Consider the following 18,897-nt stretch of genomic DNA (forward strand, 5'->3'; position numbering starts at 1 on the left):
AAAGAGTAGTAATCCTTCAGGCCAATTAATGGTATAAAAGAAAAAATAGAGGCTATAGATCTGCACTAGATAGAGGTTTAGCAAGGAAGGCTGGTTTCCAATTTTAGCTATTTTACCTAACTTTAAAAGTCTTGTAACAATAGAAAGATAGAGGATTGGTACAATATTACATATAAAGTAAGGGGGAGAGAAAATGGCTAAAGAAATTATAAATAATGAAGATCTTTACGAAATGTTAGACGGATTTCTACGTGATCCCAGGGCTTTTTGGGATGACTTTTATGAGAACCGAAACAAGGAGATTCCATTCTTTAAAATAAATGGTCCGGATGAAAACCTAGTTTCCTATATTGAAAATGGGCTGTCACCTAAACGAGTGTTAGAGATTGGATGTGGTCCTGGACGAAATGCGATATATTTAGCAAAAAAAGGCTGTGTAGTAGATGCTATCGATATTTCGGAAAATGCACTTATTTGGGCAAAAGAAAGGGCTCTTTCTGAGGATGTAGATATTAACTTTCACCATTCCTCCCTTTTTGAGTTTGAATTGGAACCCAACACTTATGATTTCGTATATGACAGTGGCATGTTCCATCATCTTGCCCCACATCGCCGACTTAGCTATATAGAAACGATAAAGAAAGCCCTTAAAGGTGGCGGTCACTTAGGATTGGTCTGTTTTAATAAGAAAGGTGCATCAGAAACTTTAGACTGGGATGTTTATGCACAAAGAAGCATGAACGGAGGAATTGGGTATTCAGAAGAAAGGTTGAAACGTCTTTTTCAAGCGGACTTTGATATCCTTGAATTTAGGGAAATGGTAAAGGCGTCGCAACCAGCAGAAGTGTTTGGTGAGGAGTTTTTATGGACGAGTCTGATGAGAGTTAAATAGAATTTGATTACTTGAAACCAAAACTATTTCTATACGTAAATAACATAGGAAGAAAAGGGGGAGTCATTTTGTTCACAGATTTGAACCAAGAATTATTAGAGGTTAAAGACAACCTGCGTAAAAAAGCGAAGTATGAAGAACATATAGAAAGGTTGGATACATATTTAGCAGAAGAAAAGCGGAAAAAATATCAGTTGGAGTCTCTTCTTGAAAAAGAAGAAGAGGATGTTGCACGTTTAGAACGATTTACATTAACGAGTGTCTTCTATTCGATGATCGGCAAAAAATTGGAAAAGCTTGATCAAGAGCAAAAGGAAGTACTTGCTGCAAAACTGAAATATACAGAAGTGATCGAGACGATGGAGGACGTGGAGCAGGAGCTGTCAGAATTCCGAGCGCTACTTGCCCCTGTTGTCAATGCTCCTATCAGATACCAAGCTATTATCCGTGAGAAAGAAAGGCTTATACAAGACTCCGATTCTATTTGGAGTGTCAAATTATATGAAATAGCAGATAAAGAGGCAGATCTGCAAACGAATCTGAATGAGTACAATGAAGCGATTGGTGCTGGTGATTTGGCACTTGTTGCATTAGAGAGTGCGCTATCTTCCCTGGATTCTGCTAAGGGATGGTCTACGTTTGATATGTTTGGAGGGGGAATGGTATCCACTGCGATGAAGCATAGCCGCTTGGATGATGCCAAGAAACATATTCATCAAGCTCAAAAAAAGCTTCGTGTTTTTCAAGATGAGTTACTCGATATCAAGCATCACTTTGATTCCACGATTGAAGTGGGAGGGATGTTGACATTTGCTGACTATTTCTTTGATGGACTGATAGTGGATTGGATGGTACATGGGAAGATAACACAAAGCTATGACCAGACGTCCCAGATAATCGGAAGGGTTTCCAGATTGCTCAGTAGCTTGAAAGCCCAGCGAAACGAGATGGAAGAAGATTTGTTTTCTGTAAGAGAAGAAAAGAAAAACCTTCTTGAGTCTTCTAATTAGTATAGAGAGAAAAGAAAAATGGCCACTCTCCGGAGTGGCCATTTCAATTACCAAGAACGATCATATTGTTTTGGCGATTCCATTTCAACACCAAGTTCTTTCGCGGCTGTTCTTGGCCAGTAAGGGTCACGCAATAGTTCCCTTGCAACAAAGATTAAATCTGCACGGTTGTTTCTTAAAATTTCCTCTGCTTGCAAACCGGAAGTGATCAGTCCAACCGCACCTGTATCGATGGCAGCACCCGCTTTAATGGTTTCAGCAAAGCCAACCTGGTAACCTGGGTAAACGTCAATGGCTGCTGGCACCACTGCACCTGAGCTTACATCCACAAGGTCCACTCCTTGCTCCTTCATCCATTTTGCATATGTTACATAGTCTTCTGCAGTCAAGCCTTCAGGGTGGTAGTCATTAGCTGATACACGGACAAACAATGGACCATCCCATACTTCATTTACACCATCAATGATGTCACGAAGGAAGCGGTAGCGGTTTTCTGTACTTCCACCGTATTCATCCTTACGTTTGTTCGTAAGAGGAGATAGGAATTCATTGATTAAATATCCATGGGCACCGTGAAGTTCAATAATATCAAATCCTGCCTCCTTGGAACGCTTGGCACCTTCTACAAATGCCGCTATGGTTTCTTTTATATCTTCGGTGGACATCTCCACGGGAGTTTTCATTTTCTCGTTAAACGCCAATGCGGATGGGGCATAGATGTCGCCATCTACCATTGCCTTTCTTCCGGCATGTGCAAGTTGAATGGCTGTTTTGGAACCATGGACCTTGATCTGTCTATTTAGTTCTTGGAAGCCTTGGATATGGTCGTCGTTCCAAATCCCAAGGTCTTGTGGAGAGATGCGCCCTTGTGGCTGGACTGCTGTTGCTTCCACCATGATCAGCCCTACTTGGCCGACTGCACGGGATACATAATGGGTCATATGCCAATCTTGAACATGTCCGTCTTCATTATGACTGGAATACATGCACATCGGGGACATGACAATCCGATTTTTCATTGTCACACCTTTTACTGTATATGGGGAAAATAATGCTGATTTCATAAATGATTCCTCCTATATATTTCGAGTTCCTAAAATATTATATCAAACGTTTTTATTCCCACCAAAAGATAGGTGTTCAATTTAAGAAAATAGTAGTATGATAGGAGCAAAATAGTACTATCTAGAGGAGGATGGGAGATGCACTGGCAAACGAAAGAGCAGTTGACAAATCTACTTGTATCCCTTGTCCAGCACGGAAGTGTGACATTATCGGGAGAAGAGAAGCGTTTGGCTTCCTTTATTTATTATCAATTGAATCATCTCGATTATTTCCAAGAGAACCCTGGTAATCTGGAGCTTCACCGGATGGAGGATGGGCGTTCTTTTGTAACCGCTTTAGTGAAGCAATCTCAGAAGAAGGACACGATTGTGCTTGTCAGTCATTTTGATGTGGTAGGAGTGGAAGATTACGGATTCCTGAAAGATCTTGCTTTCCAGCCCATTGAACTGACCCGTGAGTTAGAACATAATGCAGATGCCCTTCCTAGTGAAGCGAAGGAACACCTCTTATCAGGCGATTGGCTTTTTGGAAGAGGGGTCATGGACATGAAAGCAGGACTTGCTCTTCAAATGTCTCTCCTGGAAAAAGCGATTGAGGAAAAATGGGATGTAAACCTCCTCTTATTGGCGGTTCCGGATGAAGAAGTGAACTCACAAGGAATGCTGCAGGCGTTGCCTGCTTTGGCTGATCTAGCTTCAAGGCATGATTTGAATTATAAAGCTTGCGTCAATTCCGAACCGATGTTTCAAAAATACCCAGGGGACAACAACCTTTACCTTTATACAGGTGCCATTGGAAAGCTTTTACCGGGGTTTTTCTGCTATGGAAAAGAAACACATGTTGGAGAGCCATTGGCTGGCCTTAATGCCAATTTGATGGTTTCAGAGATACAAAAACTGATGGAGTGGAATACGGATCTGTGTGAACAGGTAGGTACAGAAGTCACACCGCCTCCTACAAGCCTGATTCAAAAGGATTTGAAAACGGAGTATTCCGTACAAATCCCACACACCGCGGTGACATTATATAATGTTTTATTTATGGAAAAGTCGTTGACTGAGTGGGAGGCAGATTTTCTTCGTATCGCAAAGCAGGCGGCAAAAAACATCAATGAATTTTGCAAAGGGAAAGCAGAACAGTTTAAACAATTCACGTCTTTTACCGAAATGCCGGTGGACGTAGCGGTCTATACCTACGAAGAGCTTTTGGAAAAAGCAAAAGCAATCCATGGCGATCAGGAGATGGATATGCGAATATCATCCATCATTGTGTCGAACTCCCACCTTGATGAAAGGGAGCAGTCCATCAAAGTTGTAGAAGAAGTCGCTTCCCTATGTAAGGACTTGGGGCCGATGATCATCCTCTTTTTTGCACCGCCATACTATCCGGCAGTAGCAACGGACCATAAGGAATTATTGGGTTCTGCCCGTAAGTTTATCCAAAAGTGGAAAGTGGAGGCAGATGTAGAATTCAATGAGCAACGTTATTTCTCAGGTTTATGTGATTTGAGTTTCATCGGGAAAGGGGACTTTTCTGCTAAAGATCGTCTTCCATTCAATATTCCGGTCTATGGGGCAACATATTCCTTACCTTTTGCCGAGATGGAAGCGTTGCAGATGCCGGTGTTCAATTTGGGGCCGGTTGGGAAGGACCCTCATCAATGGACGGAGAGGTTGAATGTTAAGTTTTCATTTGAGGAGTTTCCGCCGATATTGGCTGATTTTGTTAAGAATTTATAATGATGAGGTAGCCTGTTTGGAAAGAGTAGTCTTTTCAAACAGGCTTTTTCATGTAAAAAATCCCCATCTTGATTGGTTAATTATGTTAAAATCAATATATGATTAACGATTGGAGTTTGATGGTATGACAACTATTCGAGTAAACTGGGGCGATTCTATCGTTCGATTAATCTGGGAAAAGCAGTCTGAACTACCACCTAGAGATTTGATTACCAGTGCTCACGGCTATTGCTTTTATCAGGATAAATTGATGCTCGTCAATCTCAGGGACAGAGGCTGGGACTTTCCTGGTGGGCATATCGAACTCAATGAAACACCAGAAATGTGTTTTCAAAGGGAAGCAATGGAGGAGGGGGATGTGGAAGGAGATTGCCGCTTGCTCGGATCCATAGTGGTCGATCATCATGACAATCCAAACTGGAATGAGGATAGTCCTTATCCGAAAGTAGGTTATCAGGTCTTTTATAGAATGGATATCACGAAGTTTCACACCTTTAGGGCAGAACATGAATCCTCCGAAAGGATTTTTATCGAACCTACAGATTTACCAAAGTATTACAATGGCTTCAACAATGTTTATCAAGCAATATTACAAGAAAGTTTTGAGGCTGAATGATAAAGATGTTTCTCAAAGAAGGGGTAACCAATGATTATTGAGTTAGAGAAGGAAGATTTTTATAAATGTAGAGACATATTACATGAAAATGGACTAATAGAAGTGAAGGCAATCATTGAAGGAATCAATACAGGCCGAGTATTTGTAGATGATCAGAATGTTCCTACCACAGGGTTTGTGTGGTTAGGAAATAATGATGGTTTCATCTTTTTTGGAAATGAAGCCAATCTTGCGTTTAACCAAGAATTGAATTCGTTTATTGAAGGTGTAATAAAGCCCGAGGCAGCCAAGGTGGGTTTAAAGTGGTTTGAAGCCCTTGGAGATCATGCGGATTGGCATAAAAGCTTAGAAAGAACTTTTCAACACCGTCCACTAGGCAGTTGGAATCAACGAGTCTATCAATATAAGGGGAAATTTTCCAAAATACAGAAAGGCTGTACTTTGGATGATAGATACAAAGTACATAAATTGGACAGCTATTTTTATGCTAATAACCAAGCGATCAACATGGAAAGGATGGTTGTTAAAGTCCTGGAATCATGGTCTTCTATGGAAAGTTCTTTTAAGAGTGGGATTGGTTATTGCATAACGTATGAAAATAAAATTGTAAGTTCTTGTTTCTCTGTCTTCACAAATGGAGATATTCACTCCATTGCCATTGAAACGGCGGAAGAGCACCGTGGAAAAAAGCTAGCCCAGCATTTAACCTATCATTTCATTAATGCATGTGTGGATGCGAACAAGATACCTTACTGGGATTGTGTGGAGCAGAACAAGGCATCCATTGCAGTCGCAGAGGCTTGTGGGTTTGAAATGGTTTATAGGTATGGCGGATCTGAATTTCCTATCCATCCATAAAAAAAGGTGGTAGGGGAATAGCAAAGGCACTTGGAGCAGGTTATCTCCAAGTGCTTTATTGCTTTTAATTGATTAATTAGATGTCTTCGCTTTCAATTTTTCCCCAAGTTCCTCTCCCATCTCCCTGGAACGTTCTGTAGCCCCTTCAATACAGCTCTCGAATGCTTCGGAAACCTTTTTGTCATCCAACACAGATATTCCGCGCTGAGTGGTCCCCCCTGAACTGGTGACTTCTTTTCTTAATACTGCTGCTTCTTTATCTGTCTCTTGGAGCATGTGTGCGGCTCCAATCAAGGTCTGACTGACAAGTTTTTTGGCAACATCCACATCCAAACCTTGAGCCAGTGCAGCTTTTTCCATCGCCTCTGCAATGTAATAGATATAGGCCGGACCACTTCCGGAAACACCTGTTACGGCATGGAGTTGGTCTTCTTCGACGATGGTGCATAGGCCGATTGCTGAAAACAATGATTGTACCAGCACTAGGTCGCCTTCAGTAGCAAAGTCCCCTTTGGCGATGGCTGTCGCAGATAAACCAATGGCCGCAGACGTATTCGGCATAGATCTGATGACACGCAAATCTTGCTCAAAGAGATCTTGGATGACTTCGCTCGAGATACCTGCCAGTACAGAAACAATTAGCTGCTCTTTCTTTACGAAGGCTCTAATTGCCTGAATTCCATCTTTGGCATCCTTCGGTTTCATGGCCAAAAAAATCACATCTGCATCTTTTACTGCTGCCTCTTTATTTTCCACTATGGTGACGCCGTACTTATATTGAAGGCTTTCTAGGCGCAATTGATCCTGTTTGTTCGTCACCGTAATATCCTCTTTTGCACAGATTTTCTGTTTCAACAGTCCTGCCATAATCGCCTCTGCCATCGATCCGGCACCAATAAATGCTATCTTCATCGTTAACACGCTCCTTTTAAGAATAGAAAAAAGACCTATCTGTCCTGTATGTAAGGACGGATAGGTCTTATCCGCGGTACCACCTTGATTGGTTGGTTAAACCCAGCTTTGTTTCCCGTATCGTGGGAGGACGATCAGGTTTTCCTGATTGTTCCTGGGTAGGTTCAAAAGTGCAGGGGATGAGGAGGTCTTTCAGCCGGTGAACCTCCATCTCTTTTCATCTTGCAACTTTCTACTGGTCCCATTCGTCACGTTATCATTTGTAATTTTATACATTATGCAATGGAAGGAGGGGAAAGTCAAGGGGATATTTGTCATGACTTTTATTTTTTTTAGGAGGTGTTAGGCCGCCTATCTCAAGCCTATGACACGGAAAATCAGTAGCGGGAGGGAAATCCGCGCGTCATAGGGGTTGTATGACACGCAAAATCAGTAGCAGGAGGAAAATCTGCGCGTCATAGTGGTTGTATGACACGCGAAATCAGTAGCGGGAGGGAAATCCTCGAGTCATAGTGGTTGTATGACACGCGAAATTAGGAGCGGGAGGAAAATCCGCGCGTCATAGGGGTTGTATGACACGCAAAATCAGTAGCGAAAGAGAAATCCGCGCGTCATAGGGGATGTATGACACACAAAATCAGTAGCGGGAGGGAAATCCGCGCGTAATAGGAGTTGTGACATGCACATTCAGTAGCACGGACAAATGCTCAATCGCACTTGACGTTATTTCAAAAAAATGAACTGGGAAATTTTATTAGTTATTGAGGAATAACCCTTTCTTTTTTTCCTTATTTAGTGCATTCTATTATTGAATGGTTATTCACTTATCATTTTCAGGCTATTATTTTGTTATAATTTTATTAAACACTTATTACATTTATATATACAATAATGAGTTAAAAGGGGATTATGATGAACAAGGTTTCTTGTAAGCAAGAGATAAAGCAAATTACAATCCCGACCCCGTTTGCGGTTGGGGACGTACATACTTACATTATCATTACGGACAAAGTGACATTGGTGGATGCTGGAGTCAAGACGATGGAGGCTTGGGAAGTGTTTCAGCGTGAACTGAACAAGCATGGATTGAAAGTACTGGACATTGATCAGGTGGTAGTGACACATCACCATCCAGATCATGTCGGCCTACTTGATTTCATGCCATCGAATATTCCTGTTTACGGTCATAAGCGTGCACATCCATGGATGACACAGGATCAACGCTATTTTTCCATTCATGAAACCTATTATAAAGAGCTTTTTGAGCAGATGGGAGTAGAGCAGCGCTTCTATCCATTGTTGAATGCCATTGATAAGCCATTACGTTTTTCCTGCCATCGTGGTCTTACTTCCTTTATCGGGGAAGAAGATCGGTTAGAAGGGCTGGTAAATTGGCGCATCATCGAAACGCCGGGACATGCAAGCAGCCACCTGGTTCTGTTTGATGAAAAGAGCGGGACCTTAATAGGGGGAGATCTAATTCTTTCGGATATCTCTCCGAATCCATTGGTGGAACCGCCATATGTTGGGGAAACGGATCGAAAGAAATCGATGCTTGAATACATACATTCCATTGAAAAAATGAAACGCCTGCCAATCACACGAGTCCTGCCTGGGCATGGGGATATTGTTGGAAATGTTCCAGAATTACTGGAAATCCGTTTGAAGCAGCAGGATAAACGTGCAAACAAGGTGCTGAAATTCCTAAAGGAAAACCCTGCAACCGCTTATGAGGTCTGTCAGTTCCTTTTCAAATCTGTTTATGAGAAGCAACTATTACTCACGCTTTCTGAAACACTTGGTCAGATTGACTATTTACTTGATAAAGGCTTGATAATAGAAGATACATCTTCCAAGCCATATATGTATAAAGCGGGAGGAGAGTAATCGATGGCTAGTCTTCAAGGTAAATATATTGTTATCACTGGTGCTTCAGGTGGAATCGGAAAAGCACTTGCTTTTGAGGTGGCCAAGCGAGGAGCGACACCGGTACTTATGGCTCGATCCTTGGATAAATTAGAGCAGGTGGCAAACCAAATAAAAATGAATCACCAGATTGAAACGCCTTTTTATCAATTGGATGTCCGGAAGCAAGCTGATATTGAGCGTACGTTCGAAAAATTAATGACGGAAATTCCGGCTGTAGATGTGCTGGTAAACAATGCAGGGTATGGGAAGTTTGATGATATTGCTGATCTTTCATTAGATGACATGAGCGGAATGTTTGAGGTGAATGTCTATGGCTTAATTGCCTGTACGAAAATGGTCTTGCCGTCCATGTTGGAGCAAAACCAAGGACATATCATCAATATTGCTTCACAGGCTGGGAAGATTGCCACACCGAAATCAAGTGTATATGCTGCAACGAAGCATGCTGTTCTCGGTTTCACCAATAGCATGCGAATGGAGCTTTATAATACCAATATTTTTGTGACATCTGTTAATCCAGGTCCAATCAGGACGGAGTTTTTTGATATTGCAGATTCATCCGGCAGCTATAAGAAGAAAGTGGACAAATGGATGCTTGAGCCTGAATATGTTGCAAAGCGGATCGCGGATGCGATGTTCACGCGTACCCGGGAAATTAACCTTCCTGGCTGGATGAACATGGCAAGCAAACTGTATCAGGTATTTCCAGGAGTGGTGGAAAAATTCGGCGGCAAGGCTTTTCGACAAAAATAATGAACTTTCTGTAACTTTTTATTTAGCCTTCCGTCCAATAGGGCAAGAGGTGATAAGAGTATGAAAACAGTAAAATTCATTTCATTACTGTCTTGTTTCCTTCTTTTGTTTGGCTGTGGAACAACAGGTGGAAACAACAACAGTGGGACGGGATCCAATCCGGGTTCTGGTGAAGAAGTCCCCAATGAAGAACCAGTAGATGGCGAGGAGCAGGCAGTCGAGGATTTGACAGGTTATATCGTTTCTCTCTCTGATGAAGGGCAAACGCGCATGTTAGTGACAGGTCAGCACCCAAGCAGTGGTGGCTCAGGTACATCTGCTACCATGTACACACTTGAGGAAAGCACTAAGGTGGAAGACTCTGAGGGTGAGACGTTGGAAGCAGCAGACCTTAAGGTAGGAATGAAAGTGACAGTCTGGAATTCCGGCATTGTAGCCGAATCCTTTCCAGCCCAGTCTGGCGCCATAAAAGTTGTGGTGGATGCGGAGCAGGATGAGCATGAGCAACAGGCAGTTTCCAAGGCGTTGGAAGAAGTGGAAGCAGGGAACCCGTGGCACGTCGAGGAAGTGACGGAACAAGGAGAGCAATCGTATAAGGTAACCTTGAAGAATCTGTTAGATGATAGCGAGCCTGTGGACATTGAGGTGGAAGTGGAAGAGGGATAATGCCCTTTTGAGACGTCTTGTGTGATAGTTGCAGGGCGTCTTTTTGTTTACTAGAAGCTCCTTAGCGTCGTTTGGTTTTGTCGGTGTTTGTTGGAATTTGTCGATTTGCATGTATTGCTTGAGTTTGGAAAAGTAAGTAGATGAGTTTAGCTTGTATTATAAAAGTTCGGACAGTATTTTCCGCGAAACGGATAATAAAAAGGCCTTTTTCGACAGTAAGTGGTGATGGTCGGAATCAAAAGGAGGATTAATAGATGAATTTTATTTTAGAAGAGGAGAATTTAGGTATCGAGGTCATGCATGCCATTCAAATTGGAGATGTCCCATCTCTTAAAGGATTACTTGCTGATTATCCCGAGCTCGCCACGGCAAGAATAATCTCAAGAGGTTATCATGATGAAAATTCTGATACATATGGAGTGTCCCGCACATTGCTGCATGTGGCCACTGATTGGCCTGGCCATTTTCCCAATGGATCCACAATCGTGCGCACTTTAGTGGAGGCGGGAGCAGAGGTGGATGCTAGATTCACTGGTCATCACACGGAAACACCTCTTCATTGGGCTGCCAGCAGTAATGATGTAGAAGTGCTCGAGACGCTTCTCGATGCAGGTGCGGACATAAATGCCACAGGAGCAGTCATTGCTGGAGGAACCCCTTTGGACGACGCGGTGGCCTTCGGACAGTGGAATGCAGCTCGCCGGCTGGTTGAGGCAGGAGCGCAGACCAACCTGTGGAATACTGCTGCGCTTGGGATGATGAATGAATTACAAGCATACTTTGCATGTGAACAGCTTCCTTCCACTTTTGAAATCACACAAGCTTTCTGGCTGGCATGTCATGGCGGCGAGCTCCGTGCAGCAGAGTTCCTCTTCAATCATGGAGCCGACATCAACTGGATTGGTTATGATGGGCATACTCCGCTTGATGCAGCAATCCGTCGTGATGATTCAGACGAAAAATTAGTGGGATGGCTTCGCAACAAGGGCGCTCATTCTGCTGTGGAAATGGCGTAGGGTCTTTCTTTTTCAACTTCCTGGGCTGTTGTCCCAGTCGATTTCTGCTGGGACCTGTTACGGAAGATCTTTTCCCAAATCGCCTGAAACCCGTACATTAATAAAGCCTTGATTAAAAATAATCCAAAAAGCTGATGGCGGCTCATTTTCTTCATTTCAAATATCCCCATGCTTTTAAACAATGTAAATACGGGATACATAAATATGGCATCCACAAATGCATTTAATAAGAAGTATAAATAGAATCTTCCATAAGTTAGACGTAAAATCCAAAGTGAGCCCGCAAAGAACGGACCTACTATAAATGCAAATTCATTTATGAAATATGGAGGGATTTTCTTGTAGATGGCCCACCATTTATATTTTTCCGCAACGATGCTTTCCAGTGCAATTAAAACGGACATAAACAGAGTCCCTGGCAAGTAGCGTTTAAAATGCTGCCATCCAAGAAAAGGGAGCGTCAATAAAGAAATGAATACCATAATCCATAATACTAGCACAGGTTTTTTTTTCATGATGTCCCTCCTCATTGTAATAAGCTTCTGCATTTATCTTGTGTAATTGCATGGGATTTATGAATTAATTTACATGTTCCTATAAAATATTAACAAAAAGCACCATTCCTTATTGGAATAGTGCTACTACTTGCTTAAATACTCATATACCACATCATGGACCACTTCAAATATATCCGATATAGGATGTTCAGTCATTATATGGTTTACTTCCTTTGCCATCTTTTCATACTCTTCCTCACTAAGTGGAATGGATTCAAAATCATGTTGATATTGAATAAAACAATTTCGGATCATTTTTTTCACTAAGTTTCTTTCCACATTGTTCACCTCATTATCCTTTATTATAAAGGTTTTGCTCCCTAAACAAGAACATCAAAATGACATTTGTCGAAATATGTAGTGGAATTTACCATTGAAACCGAACGTATATTCGCTTATTATTGGGTATATACTACTAATACGAACATACTTTCTGTTTTAGTGAGGTGTGAAAGTTCGTGGACATGGATTACAGCAAGATGCCAAACAACAAGATTTTATGTGTAGATATGAAGAGCTTTTATGCCAGCTGCTCGGCAGTGATGATGGGACTCGATCCACTCACTTGCTACTTGGCGGTGGTTGGGGATACGGAACGACAGGGGAGTGTCGTACTTGCGGCCTCTCCCATGTTGAAAAAGGAATTTGGAATCAAGACGGGTTCCCGTCGGTTTGAGATTCCAAATGACGAACGCATCCATATAGTGAACCCCAAGATGGCAACCTATCTGCGCATCTCCACAGAAATCACTCGGCTTTTCAACCGTTATGTGCCAAAGGATGCCATCCATACGTATAGTGTCGATGAAAGCTTTTTACAAGTCGACGGGGTGGAGGCGCTTTGGGGAGATGCCACTACGATTGCTGAAAAAATCAAAGAGGACATGGAGCGGGAATTTCAGCTTCCATGCGCCATCGGAATTGGTCCGAACATGCTGATGTCAAAGCTTTGCCTGGATCTTGAAGCCAAGAATAAGGGCGTTGCTGAGTGGACCTATGAAGATGTGAAAACAAAGCTTTGGCCACTTTCCCCGCTCAGTGAAATGTGGGGAATCGGATCGAGAGTGCAAAAAACATTAAATCGAATGGGAATTTTCAATGTGGGACAGCTCGCAAGTTACCCCCTCGAGCTGCTGGAGAAAAAATTTGGTGTGATGGGAAATCAACTCTACTATCACGCTTGGGGGATTGATCTATCAGAGCTTGGCGCCCCAATCATACAGGGTCAAATCAGCTTTGGTAAAAGCCAGATTCTAATGCGCGACTATACAGACCCCAAGGAGGTCAAACAGGTCATCCTGGAAATCTGCGAGGAAGTCGCCAGAAGAACACGCCATCACCGCAAAGCCGGTCGCACCATCAGCCTTGGAATCGGCTATAGTCGCGATGAACTCGGCGGTGGATTCTACCGCTCCCGAACGATGGAACGGGCAAGCAATGTCACGATGGACTTATACCGTACTTGTCTTGAGCTATTCGAGGAAAACTATGAACCAAAAACTGTCCGGAAAATTGCTGTCTCCCTCTCCAATATCGTGGAGGATAGCGAAATGCAGCTGAGCCTATTTGAACTCGAACAGCCGAAAAAGCGGGAATTGGGCTATGTAATGGACACCATCCGCGGAAAGTACGGGACCAATGCGCTATTGCGGGCTGTGTCCTATACCAATGCCGGAACTGCTGTGCATAGAAGCAGGCTGGTTGGTGGACATAAGGCATAGCGGAGTTGCCATAACTAGAACTTAAGAAAGGATGATGAGGATGATACGAGATCGCGGAACGATCAAATGGACGTCCATGATGCTACCAGAGCATGTCAAAATGCTGCGCGATTGGACCAAAGAAGATCTATACCAAACCAAGCCGGAAATGGACGAACAGCGGCTCGAAGAAATGAATGAACTGTTTTGCGAAGCGATGGAAACGGGTAAAGAAGTAACCATTACCTATTATGAAAAAAGAAGGTACCATCTATTTGTAGGAGCGGTACATCATCTTGATGCTTACCAAAGACGATTGCACGTGGTCGATAAATTCGGCGAAGCAGGCAGTTTATGTGTAGACGATATTTTGGATATTTCCTAACATAAAAAACATCCTTCCCACGCATGAGGAAGGATGCTCACTTTTTTATTTCTTTTCAAAATACCCTAATGCCAAAATGGCCTCAAATACTTCTTCGCCCTCATCAGAAGTCACTTCTACTTCCTGTCCTGGCTGAAGGGCTAGTGCCAATACACCAAGCAGGCTCTTTGCATCGACTACCCAATGCTCCTTTTTAAATAAAACCGTTCCGGAATAAGAACTGATTGTATTCACAAGATTGCTTGCAGACTCAGCAAAAATAGGCTTTAGCACCGTAAGTACCATATGTATCTACCCCTTTGTAATGTGATACTTTAAGTATAAAGAAAAAGATGGAAACAACAAGAGAAAAATATTGATGTAAAGGAAAGGAGAATGTGCGAAAGGATGCGAGTAGAAGTAACCGAAAAAACACCACAAAAACTTCTGACCAAAGCAAGTGGCTTTCTTAAAGGCTATACCCACACTCTTAACCCCTACATCGGCTGTGCTTTTGGTTGTTCGTATTGCTATGTCAGACAAAGCCCGGTCGGTCTGTTTCGCAAACAGGAATGGGGAACCTGGGTGGATGTGAAGAAGGATGTCAAAGAGAAGCTAGCGAAAGAACTGCGGCTATTGAGAAAAAAAGAACAGCCCATCAGCATTTTTATGGCATCCAGTACGGATCCTTATCAACCAGTGGAACAAAAGGAAGAGGTTACCCGAACCCTTTTAGAGGTAATGGCAGAAGAGCCGCCGGATTTTCTTTTTGTCCAAACAAGAAGCCCATTGGTGACAAGAGATATCGACCTCCTAAAGAAATTGGGAGACCGCGTGATGGTGAGCATCACCATAGAAACGGACCGAGAAGAGGTGCGTAAAAGATTTTCACCAGCAGCACCACCCATTCCTGCAAGGATGAAGGCATTAAAAGCGTTACATGAAGTGGGAGTGCCAACCCAGGTGGCCATTGCACCAGCCTTGCCCTTTTCCAAAGATTTCATTTTTCAGCTTAAGGGAACAGTGGACAGGGTATGTGTGGATGATTTTACGGGGGACGGAAGTGGAGGCAAGCGAACGGAACGTTTAGGTATTTATGAAAAGTATGAGGACATAGAGAAGGGAATATGGTTAGATGGAAATGTTCAACAAGAGGTATTGGAGAAGGTACGTGAGGTGTTTCCTGAAGAACAAGTTGTCCGAAGTCCAGAGGGGTTCTTTCCACCAATCACAAAACAAAAAATCAAAAAATGAGAGAGCAAATCCTTTTAAATAGTTGGTACTTAAATGACGAAAAAAATGTCCACTTACGATACAATAGAAAAACAGTTCTAGTTATAGAGGTGATAGATAGATGATAACCCTTGGAGACCTGATTTTTCAGTTGTTTGCTTTTTTTGTCCCGTTAACCTTTATTATTGTCATCATAGTGATGATGCGTTCTTCTGCTAAAAAGAAAACGCAGATAGAAAAATTGGAAGCAAGAATAGATGACCTGGAAAGAAGGATAAAGTAAAAGGGAGGAGAGTAATGAATGGACAGCATTATATTCGATTTAGACGGTACGTTATGGGATTCTAGGGAAACGGTACTGGTAGCTTGGAATGAAATCCTGAAAAAAGAAAATCAAATCGAAAAAGAGTTAACAAGTGATGATTTCAAAGCTACCATGGGGCTTCAAATGCATGATATAGGGAAACATTTCTTCCCTGACTTAGAAGAAGAAAGCCGCACTCAGTTGTTGAACAAATGCGGAGAAGCGGAGAGAGTGCTTTTAGAGGAAAAAGGGGGACAGCTCTACAATCATATAGAAGAAGTGTTAGAGAACTTATCTCAAAAATACAGACTTTTTATTGTGAGCAATTGCCAAGAAGGCTACATAGAAGCTTTTTATAAATATCATCAATTGGAGGCTTATTTTATTGACTATGAGAATCCAGGCAGAACAGGACTCTCAAAAGGTGAAAATATAAAATTAATCATGGAACGCAATCAACTTAAAAACCCCGTTTATGTAGGGGATACGATAGGAGATCAGCAAGCAGCGAAGGTAGCGGGTATTCCTTTTGTCTATGCTAGTTATGGATTTGGAGAAGTGGAAGAATATGATTATATTATTCATTCACTTAACGATCTGGAAGAAATTTTTTAGCTTTCACTTATGTGAAAACCTTGAAGGAATGTTTATTCTTCAAGGTTTTTTATTATGCGATGATACGCGTCGTTTAATTTTGTTATTGACGGTTTAAAAGGGGAGGTGTATAGTGAAAAATGCAAATAGTAATCATTACGCTTTATTCTAGAATTATTTAAAAGGATCAAAAAACAGCATGGTATTTAAATCGTAGTCATTCTATTTTACAGGGTTTATAAGCCTTTTCTAGGAGGGGGAGTATTGAATAAAGGGATCCTACTAGCCATTGGGTCATCATTAACATTTAGTATAATGAATGTTTTTGTAAAAGCTGCAAGTGAAACCATTCCAGTGTCTGAAATAGTATTTTTTCGTAGCTTTATTGGAGCCTTTCTTATTTTCTTCCTTATGCGGAAAGCGAGAGTGACGTTTTCAAGAAATGGCATTCCGATGCTGGTGTTACGTGGAGCCCTTGGAGCACTTTATCTGTTGGCTTATTTTTTTACCATTGCCCATATTCCTCTTGGGGATGCAAGTATTCTCGCACATTTATCCCCCTTCTTTGCCATCATGCTTTCCGGCAATTTTCTTAAAGAGAAAATGAATAGGAACATGTTAATGTTGTTCCCTATATTTATTGTGGGTGCGATGCTTTTGATAAACCCACTTAGTTATGATTCGTATACTGTTTATGCACTAGTAGGAATTCTCAGCGCTTTTTTAGCGGCATGTGCAGCTACCTCGATTCGTTATTTGAGCACGAGACATCATAGGTATGAGATTGTTTTTTATTTTCTCGCATCAGGTACACTGGTATCTCTCCCTCTCATGTGGAATGAGTTTGTGTGGCCGACGCCTCTTGGATGGTTCTATCTACTCTGTATCGGAGTGGTGTCACTAATAGGACAGCTCGTGTTAACGAGTGCATTTACACATGAAAATATCATGGTAGTGGAGGTTGTTCGATACATAGGGATTTTCTTTAATGTCATGTGGGGATTTGTTTTTTGGGGAGAGACTTTAGGAGTCCTATCACTAGTAGGTGGTGCATTAATCATTGGCGCATCCATTGCGCTTTCCAGACTGAAGATCTCTGAAGCTAAAATAAAACCGAGTCTGGCGAAGGCTGAATAGGTAAAAGGAGAGACAAATATGAAATCAAAAAATTCACTGATATTTTCCATTTTCATCGTATTGTTATTAACAATCACAGGTTGCAGTAGCGCAAATGAAAAGACAACCTCACAAGAATCCAACGAAAAGTCTGTAACGATGCTATTCAGTTTTGCTTCTAAAACAATGGATCCGCACCAGGACTGGATGGGGGTGCGTGCTGGAGTGGCAGAAACATTGGTTCGAATTGACGAAAACCTGGAAATTCAGCCATGGCTGGCAGAAGCATGGGAGAGAAAAGATGAAAAAACCTGGATTTTTAAGATTAGGGAGGGTGTCACTTTTCATGATGGGTCACCAGTTGATGGGGAAGCGGTGAAAGCTTCTTTTGAGCGGGTGCTGGAAACGAATGAAGCCATCTCATCTAGTTTGAAGATCGAGTCAATGGAAGCGGACGGACAGGAAATAACGTTTGTCAATACAGAGGAATACCCGGCCTTTCTTTCCGAGTTGGTACATACAAATGCCTCCATCGTTAAAGTGGATACTGACAACATTGCAGTGCAACCGATAGCGACTGGTCCGTTTAAGGTCACAAGTTTCACCTCAGAAACGGAAGTGAACTTAGAAAGGTATGAGGATTATTGGGACGGAGCAGCAAAATTGGATCAAGTGAAAATCAAATTTAATTCAGATGGAAACGTTAGGGCACTCGCCCTTCAATCCGGAGAAGCAGATATTGCCTATCATCTTCCACCTGAGTCGTTGGAGCCAATTGAAAGCAACGATAAACTAAGGGTTAAGTCGGTACCAAGCCTTCGTGTCCATTTCCTACTCTATAACAATGCTAACCCTGCATTGCAGGATGTAAATGTGAGAAGAGCATTGGACCTATTAGTGAACCGTCCAGTGGCAGTAAAGGAAATTATGAATGGTCATGCAACAGAGGCGGCTGGCCCATTTAATCCTAACTTTGCATTTGCGGGTGAAACGGAACCAATCAGTTATGATCCTGAAATGGCGGAAGAGCTGTTGAAAGAGGCAGGCTATCAGAAGAACGCGGACGGAAAGATGGAAAAAGAGGGAGAGGTGCTTACGCTTAAACTGGCAACGTATCCAGGAAGACCGGAACTTCCCTTGCTAGCCCAATACTTACAGGGGGAAGCTGCATCTGTCGGAGTTAATATAGAAATTGTCACTATTGAAAATATTGATAGTTATTTATGGGAGCAACAGGATGAATGGGATATGGTGACATACTCTAACCTGACGGCTCCCCGTGGGGATGGCGGTTACTTCCTTAATGTTGCTTATTTGCCGGAGGGGGCGTTGAATCCTGGCCAAATAAATATTCCGGAATTAAATGAACTAACCGAACAATTAAACACTACAGCAGATCTAGAAAAGAGAATGGAGTTACAGAAAGAAGCTGTGAATACCATTCAGAAGGAGGTTCCTCACTCCTTCATCTTGCACCCGCACATTATTGTAGGCGTAAATGATAGAGTGAAAGATTGGGAGCCAGGATCAGAGGAATACTACCTTATAACAAACAAAATGGATGTAAAATAAA

21 protein-coding genes are annotated in these 18,897 nt (G+C 42.2%); 16 read left to right on the forward strand and 5 right to left on the reverse strand.

Going from position 1 to position 18,897, the window contains the following annotated elements:
• Positions 1-193: 193 nt before the first annotated feature.
• Together EKQ44_RS14675 and EKQ44_RS14680 are read left to right on the forward strand one after the other, a co-directional pair.
• On the forward strand, positions 194-892 hold the full coding sequence (locus tag EKQ44_RS14675; RefSeq protein WP_237664291.1) for a class I SAM-dependent methyltransferase: 699 nt from the start codon (positions 194-196) through the stop codon (positions 890-892).
• 68 nt (positions 893-960) lie between these two features.
• The gene (locus tag EKQ44_RS14680; protein ID WP_237664292.1) at positions 961-1,902 is read left to right on the forward strand and encodes a hypothetical protein; all 942 of its coding nucleotides are present in this window, start codon (positions 961-963) and stop codon (positions 1,900-1,902) included.
• A 47-nt stretch (positions 1,903-1,949) separates the two neighbouring features.
• Here the strand turns inward: EKQ44_RS14680 and namA are convergent, their stop codons facing one another.
• Positions 1,950-2,966, reverse strand: a complete 1,017-nt coding sequence (gene namA, locus EKQ44_RS14685) for an NADPH dehydrogenase NamA (protein WP_237664293.1) — start codon at positions 2,964-2,966, stop codon at positions 1,950-1,952.
• Between the two features lie 138 nt (positions 2,967-3,104).
• Here namA and EKQ44_RS14690 point away from each other — a divergent pair, with 138 nt between their 5' ends.
• The 3 genes from EKQ44_RS14690 to EKQ44_RS14700 all read left to right on the forward strand — a co-directional run bounded on the left by EKQ44_RS14690 (position 3,105) and on the right by EKQ44_RS14700 (position 6,180).
• Positions 3,105-4,706: a M20/M25/M40 family metallo-hydrolase gene (locus EKQ44_RS14690; RefSeq protein ID WP_237664294.1), complete on the forward strand. Its 1,602-nt coding sequence runs from the start codon at positions 3,105-3,107 to the stop codon at positions 4,704-4,706.
• A gap of 124 nt (positions 4,707-4,830) precedes the next feature.
• On the forward strand, positions 4,831-5,322 hold the full coding sequence (locus EKQ44_RS14695; RefSeq protein WP_237664295.1) for an NUDIX hydrolase: 492 nt from the start codon (positions 4,831-4,833) through the stop codon (positions 5,320-5,322).
• Between the two features lie 30 nt (positions 5,323-5,352).
• Complete coding sequence (locus EKQ44_RS14700; protein WP_237664296.1) at positions 5,353-6,180, forward strand: GNAT family N-acetyltransferase; 828 nt, start codon at positions 5,353-5,355, stop codon at positions 6,178-6,180.
• A gap of 72 nt (positions 6,181-6,252) precedes the next feature.
• On the opposite strand, the gene proC is transcribed toward EKQ44_RS14700, so the two are convergent.
• Positions 6,253-7,092, reverse strand: coding sequence for a pyrroline-5-carboxylate reductase (gene proC, locus EKQ44_RS14705; RefSeq protein ID WP_237664297.1), 840 nt, complete (start codon positions 7,090-7,092; stop codon positions 6,253-6,255).
• A 909-nt stretch (positions 7,093-8,001) separates the two neighbouring features.
• Here proC and EKQ44_RS14710 point away from each other — a divergent pair.
• The 4 genes from EKQ44_RS14710 (at position 8,002) to EKQ44_RS14725 (ending at position 11,456) form a co-directional block, all read left to right on the forward strand.
• A complete protein-coding gene (locus tag EKQ44_RS14710) occupies positions 8,002-8,979 on the forward strand; it encodes an MBL fold metallo-hydrolase (protein ID WP_237664298.1) in 978 nt (325 codons plus the stop codon).
• A 3-nt stretch (positions 8,980-8,982) separates the two neighbouring features.
• Positions 8,983-9,774: an SDR family NAD(P)-dependent oxidoreductase gene (locus tag EKQ44_RS14715; protein ID WP_237664299.1), complete on the forward strand. Its 792-nt coding sequence runs from the start codon at positions 8,983-8,985 to the stop codon at positions 9,772-9,774.
• A 60-nt stretch (positions 9,775-9,834) separates the two neighbouring features.
• Positions 9,835-10,440: a DUF3221 domain-containing protein gene (locus EKQ44_RS14720; protein WP_237664300.1), complete on the forward strand. Its 606-nt coding sequence runs from the start codon at positions 9,835-9,837 to the stop codon at positions 10,438-10,440.
• A gap of 254 nt (positions 10,441-10,694) precedes the next feature.
• On the forward strand, positions 10,695-11,456 hold the full coding sequence (locus EKQ44_RS14725) for an ankyrin repeat domain-containing protein (RefSeq protein ID WP_237664301.1): 762 nt from the start codon (positions 10,695-10,697) through the stop codon (positions 11,454-11,456).
• On the opposite strand, the gene EKQ44_RS14730 is transcribed toward EKQ44_RS14725, so the two are convergent.
• Complete coding sequence (locus EKQ44_RS14730; RefSeq protein ID WP_237664302.1) at positions 11,432-11,971, reverse strand: hypothetical protein; 540 nt, start codon at positions 11,969-11,971, stop codon at positions 11,432-11,434. The two genes, EKQ44_RS14725 and EKQ44_RS14730, sit on opposite strands and share 25 nt — an antisense overlap.
• Before the next feature lie 126 nt (positions 11,972-12,097).
• Positions 12,098-12,292, reverse strand: a complete 195-nt coding sequence (locus EKQ44_RS14735) for a YqzH family protein (RefSeq protein WP_237664303.1) — start codon at positions 12,290-12,292, stop codon at positions 12,098-12,100.
• Positions 12,293-12,477: 185 nt separating this feature from the next.
• Between EKQ44_RS14735 and EKQ44_RS14740 the strand changes: the two genes are divergently transcribed.
• Positions 12,478-13,734: a Y-family DNA polymerase gene (locus EKQ44_RS14740; protein WP_237664346.1), complete on the forward strand. Its 1,257-nt coding sequence runs from the start codon at positions 12,478-12,480 to the stop codon at positions 13,732-13,734.
• A 40-nt stretch (positions 13,735-13,774) separates the two neighbouring features.
• Positions 13,775-14,098, forward strand: a complete 324-nt coding sequence (locus EKQ44_RS14745) for a YolD-like family protein (protein ID WP_237664304.1) — start codon at positions 13,775-13,777, stop codon at positions 14,096-14,098.
• 45 nt (positions 14,099-14,143) lie between these two features.
• Here the strand turns inward: EKQ44_RS14745 and EKQ44_RS14750 are convergent, their stop codons facing one another.
• The gene (locus tag EKQ44_RS14750; protein WP_010194213.1) at positions 14,144-14,383 is read right to left on the reverse strand and encodes an HPr family phosphocarrier protein; all 240 of its coding nucleotides are present in this window, start codon (positions 14,381-14,383) and stop codon (positions 14,144-14,146) included.
• Between the two features lie 102 nt (positions 14,384-14,485).
• On the opposite strand from EKQ44_RS14750, the gene EKQ44_RS14755 reads away from it, so the two are divergent.
• The 5 genes from EKQ44_RS14755 (at position 14,486) to nikA (ending at position 18,896) form a co-directional block, all read left to right on the forward strand.
• Positions 14,486-15,331 (forward strand): SPL family radical SAM protein, encoded by an 846-nt coding sequence (locus tag EKQ44_RS14755; RefSeq protein ID WP_237664305.1) that lies wholly within the window; start codon positions 14,486-14,488, stop codon positions 15,329-15,331.
• A 100-nt stretch (positions 15,332-15,431) separates the two neighbouring features.
• Positions 15,432-15,593, forward strand: a complete 162-nt coding sequence (locus EKQ44_RS14760) for a hypothetical protein (RefSeq protein ID WP_237664306.1) — start codon at positions 15,432-15,434, stop codon at positions 15,591-15,593.
• 18 nt (positions 15,594-15,611) lie between these two features.
• Positions 15,612-16,229 carry an HAD family hydrolase gene (locus EKQ44_RS14765; protein ID WP_237664307.1) on the forward strand — a complete coding sequence of 206 codons (618 nt, stop codon included), beginning with the start codon at positions 15,612-15,614 and terminating at the stop codon, positions 16,227-16,229.
• A 243-nt stretch (positions 16,230-16,472) separates the two neighbouring features.
• Complete coding sequence (locus tag EKQ44_RS14770) at positions 16,473-17,345, forward strand: DMT family transporter (protein ID WP_237664308.1); 873 nt, start codon at positions 16,473-16,475, stop codon at positions 17,343-17,345.
• Positions 17,346-17,363: 18 nt separating this feature from the next.
• The gene (gene nikA / locus EKQ44_RS14775; protein ID WP_237664309.1) at positions 17,364-18,896 is read left to right on the forward strand and encodes a nickel ABC transporter substrate-binding protein; all 1,533 of its coding nucleotides are present in this window, start codon (positions 17,364-17,366) and stop codon (positions 18,894-18,896) included.
• Position 18,897 lies beyond the last annotated feature (1 nt).

Origin of the sequence: Sutcliffiella horikoshii, assembly GCF_021991925.1 — a bacterium.
In the GTDB taxonomy this organism is placed as follows: Bacteria; Bacillota; Bacilli; order Bacillales; family Bacillaceae_I; genus Sutcliffiella_A; species Sutcliffiella_A horikoshii_F.